Origin of the sequence: Mesorhizobium metallidurans STM 2683 (genome assembly GCF_000350085.1) — a bacterium.
Lineage (GTDB): Bacteria > Pseudomonadota > Alphaproteobacteria > Rhizobiales > Rhizobiaceae > Mesorhizobium > Mesorhizobium metallidurans.
In genome coordinates this window covers 1-3,303 of record NZ_CAUM01000169.1, presented here as the reverse complement: position 1 = coordinate 3,303, position 3,303 = coordinate 1, and the positions used below count along the sequence as shown (strand labels likewise).

Sequence of the window (3,303 nt, the reverse complement as noted above, 5' to 3'; positions counted from 1 at the left end):
CAGTTTTCTTGCGAACAGGCACAGATGACCCAGGACGGCCCGACGGGCGGCATAGTGGGCCGCCGGTCTGAAGAAGGCGAGCCGACCGGCTTCGCGCAGCGCGACCAGCCGGGTCAGGTACAGAGGCGGACCAGTTTACCGAGTCGCGCGCACCGGGAGAAGGAAGGCAGGCCGCGCCGATACCCAGCGTGACCCTCCGGCACCGATGCCGCCGCCCGGCGATCACGTGCACGGGTGGAGTCCCATGTTTGGAAGACAGCGGTGATGCCGATGCGCGAGTCGAGATCGTTCGGGTCGGCGGCTTTGGTCACGGGCAGACCCGCGCAATTGCCAAAACCGAGCGCGCCTTGTACTTGATGATCGGCGCCGCTTCGAGCGCGCGCTTCCTCAACACTCAGCACCTCGGGCAGCTTGCGCGGATATCGCGTGTGCCTGGCAACTTCGCGCGCCAGTTTGGATGTTACAATTCAAGCCTGAAGGTAACTACCTAACATTCGATCGACAGAGCGGAAACTGCGAAAAGCCTCTGAAATTTGCAGGATTCCTTCTTTGCGGCGATGATTTCTCGCCGCCTCAAACGTGGCGGGCGTCTACCCTGCGTAACAACCATGATCCTGCATGGCGATAGATCTCGGAACGGTCCGTCGAAACGTAGCTTGAGAGGAATGGCAGATGAATATCACGGAAATCGCTCAGAAGGACCGGAACGCCGTTCTGCACCCGTTCACGCAGCTCAAGGATTTCGCAACCGGCAAGCTGGGTGATCCTACCATCGTCGAGACGGGGAAGGGGATACGCATCCAGGATGCCTACGGGAAGCAACTTATCGATGGGTTTGCCGGCCTCTATTGCGTGAATGTCGGGTATGGTCGTACAGAAGTCGCTGATGCCATTTCCCGCCAGGCCCATCGGCTTGCATACTACCACTCTTATGCCGCGCACACGACGGATGAACTCGCAATTCTTTCCGATCGTCTGGTGAAGATGGCGCCAGGGAAGATGAGTAAGGTCTTTTACGGCATGTCCGGGTCGGATGCCAATGAGACGCAGGCCAAGCTTGTCTGGTATTACAATAATCTCCGCGGTAAGCCCACCAAAAAGAAGATTATCTCACGAGAACGCGGTTATCACGGCTGCAGCGTAGTATCGGGCTCGATGACCGGGATGAGTTTCTATCACGATCACATGGATCTACCATTTTCGCAAATTGTCCACACTGGCGTGCCCCATTACTACTGGGGCGCCACACCTGGCGAGACGGAGATCGAGTTTTCTGCACGGCGGGCAGAGGAGCTCGATGAGCTGATCGAGCGCCTCGGGCCTGATAATGTTGGAGCATTTATCGCTGAGCCGGTTCTCGGCACGGGAGGAATTACGCCTCCGCCAAAAGGCTATTGGCAGGCGATCCAGCCAGTGCTGAGAAAGCACGACGTGCTACTTATTGCCGACGAAGTCATCACAGGATTCGGCCGCACCGGCTCCATGTTCGGCTCGCTCCACTACGGCATTGAGCCTGACCTAATCACGGTGGCCAAGGGGCTCACGTCCGCTTATTTTCCACTTTCCGCGGCGATCGTAGGCGAGAAGGTCTACCAAGTCATGGAGGATGGCGCTGATCGCGTCGGGGCCTTCTCCCACGGCTATACTTATTCCGGACATCCAATCGGCGCTGCCGCTGCCAACGCTGTGCTCGATATCGTCGAAACAGAAGATCTGCCAGGTAATGCCCGCGAGGTGGGAGCGTTCTTCCAAGATCTAATGAAGGAGAAGTTTTCGCAGCTTCCTATCGTTGGCGAAGTAAGAGGCGTAGGTTTGATGGGCGCGGTCGAATTTGTCGCGGATCGTGATCACCGTAAGCGTTTCGATCCGGCGCTCAAGGTTGGAGCCCGCATTTCGAAAGCAGCGCGTGACAGAGGCTTAATAGCCCGGGCTATGCCGCACGGGGATATTCTCGGTTTCGCGCCTCCGTTGGTGGCGACGAAATCAGAGATCGAAGAGATCGTTGCGATCGCGGAAGCGGCAGTACGCGCCGTATTGGATGAGCTCGTTCGCGAAAAATCGTGATGGGACCAGCGCGCAGCGCCAGTTTGCAGTAGTGTTTGATGCTACAACTTTAGGAAAGCGAAGTTCTGTGCCAATCCTCAATCGTGTTGCTGACCTGCACCCGCAAATCGTGGCCTGGCGCCGCGATTTGCATGCTCATCCTGAGATAGGATTCGACGTTTATCGCACCGCGCGCTTTGTAGAAGGACGCTTGCGGGAATTCGGGTGCGATGAGGTCGTCGCGGGCGTTGGAAAGACTGGCGTCGTCGGTGTTCTTAAGGGACGGGACGCCACTGCAGACGGCAAGCTGCAGGTAATCGGGTTACGTGCCGACATGGATGCGTTGCCTATACGGGAAGAGACCAACCTCCCCTATGCCTCAAAGCACGATGGCCTAATGCACGCATGCGGCCATGACGGCCACACGGCCATGCTCTTGGGCGCGGCCCGTTGTCTTGCCGAAACGCGCGCTTTTGCCGGAACCGTTGTTTTCATCTTTGAGCCTGCCGAGGAAATCGGCACGGGCGCTCAGGCGATGCTCGACGATGGGTTGATGGAGCGTTTCGGAATAGAACAGGTCTTTGGTATGCATACTCTGCCCGGCATGCCGGTGGGGTCGTTCGGCATCCGCACGGGCCCGGTCATGGCGGCAACGGACAGCATCGAGGTCCAGATTGAAGGGCGCGGCGGTCATCCAGGAATGCCGCACGAGACGGTGGACGCGATTCTGGTCGCCGCTCAACTGGTCACGGCAATGCAGCAAATTCTCTCTCAAAACGTCAACCCGTTGGAGGCAGCCGGGATCTCCTTCCATGAACTAAACGCTGGCACGCCCCAAAGGGTGATCGCACACTCTGCAAGGCTCTGCGGCAGCATGAGAACACTGGATACTGATGTACGAGAACTCGTCAAAAGGCGCATCGTGGATGTGACCCAGGGTGTTGCGCAAACGACGGGCGCACGGATCAACGTTGCTATTGAAAGCAGTGACGCCATCGTCTTCAATGATGCTGTTGCAACATCACACGCAATGAATGCCGCCAGTCAGATTGTCAGGAGCGACCAGGTGGTACCGACGCCACCGAAACTGGGGGGAGAGGATTTCTCCTACCTTGCCCGGGCGCGACCGGGAGCGTTCATCTGGTGCGGCAACGGAGACAGTGCCGCTTTGCACCACCCGGCCTACGATTTTAACGACGAGGCAGCCCTATACGGGTCGTCCTATTGGGTTGCCCTTGTCGAGAGCACGCTTGCCGGTAG

At 58.1% G+C, this 3,303-nt stretch carries 3 protein-coding genes and 1 pseudogene; 3 read left to right on the top strand and 1 reads right to left on the bottom strand.

What is annotated here, in order from left to right; translation table 11 throughout:
- Nucleotides 1-311 (bottom strand): annotated as a pseudogene (locus MESS2_RS34265) (transposase); the annotation flags it as partial.
- Between MESS2_RS34265 and MESS2_RS28610 the strand changes: the two are divergent.
- From MESS2_RS28610 to MESS2_RS28600, 3 genes are all read left to right on the top strand, one after another.
- The gene (locus MESS2_RS28610) at nucleotides 249-491 is read left to right on the top strand and encodes a hypothetical protein (RefSeq protein WP_040594231.1); all 243 of its coding nucleotides are present in this window, start codon (nucleotides 249-251) and stop codon (nucleotides 489-491) included. The pseudogene MESS2_RS34265 and the gene MESS2_RS28610 sit on opposite strands and share 63 nt — an antisense overlap.
- Before the next feature lie 181 nt (nucleotides 492-672).
- Nucleotides 673-2,064 (top strand): aspartate aminotransferase family protein, encoded by a 1,392-nt coding sequence (locus MESS2_RS28605; RefSeq protein ID WP_008878131.1) that lies wholly within the window; start codon nucleotides 673-675, stop codon nucleotides 2,062-2,064.
- A 67-nt stretch (nucleotides 2,065-2,131) separates the two neighbouring features.
- The coding region (locus MESS2_RS28600; RefSeq protein ID WP_040594233.1) for an amidohydrolase at nucleotides 2,132-3,303 on the top strand (1,172 nt) is incomplete at its 3' end.